The organism is Pseudoalteromonas sp. Isolate6 (genome assembly GCF_022398435.1).
GTDB classification, from domain to species: Bacteria; Pseudomonadota; Gammaproteobacteria; order Enterobacterales; family Alteromonadaceae; genus Pseudoalteromonas; species Pseudoalteromonas galatheae.
The window spans coordinates 1-547 of record NZ_JAKEVK010000426.1; the positions used below are offsets into that span (position 1 = coordinate 1).

Here is a 547-nt window from a genome sequence, read left to right on the forward strand (position 1 = left end):
AAACCATTTTGGGTTGTATGGTTAAGTGACTAAGCGTACACGGTGGATGCCTTGGCAGTTGGAGGCGATGAAGGACGTACTAACTTGCGATAAGCCTAGTCAAGCCAGTAAGAGGCGCTTGAGACTAGGATTTCCGAATGGGGAAACCCACCTGCTTGCAGGTATCGTTAACTGAATACATAGGTTAACGAGGCGAACGCGGAGAACTGAAACATCTAAGTACCCGTAGGAAAAGAAATCAACCGAGATTCCGAAAGTAGCGGCGAGCGAAATCGGASCAGCCCTTAAGCTTTAGTGTAGTTAGTGGAACATGCTGGAAAGCATGACGAAACAGGGTGATAGTCCCGTACACAAAAACTTATCTAAAGTGAAATCGAGTAGGTCGGAGCACGTGAAACTTTGACTGAATATGGGGGGACCATCCTCCAAGGCTAAATACTCCCAACTGACCGATAGTGAACCAGTACCGTGAGGGAAAGGCGAAAAGAACCCCTGTGAGGGGAGTGAAATAGAACCTGAAACCGTGTACGTACAAGCAGTAGGAGCC

The 547-nt window shown here is 47.8% G+C and carries 1 rRNA gene; it reads left to right on the forward strand.

From position 1 onward, the window contains the following. Positions 1-19: 19 nt before the first annotated feature. A 23S ribosomal RNA gene (locus L1D50_RS23315) occupies positions 20-547 on the forward strand; the annotation flags it as partial.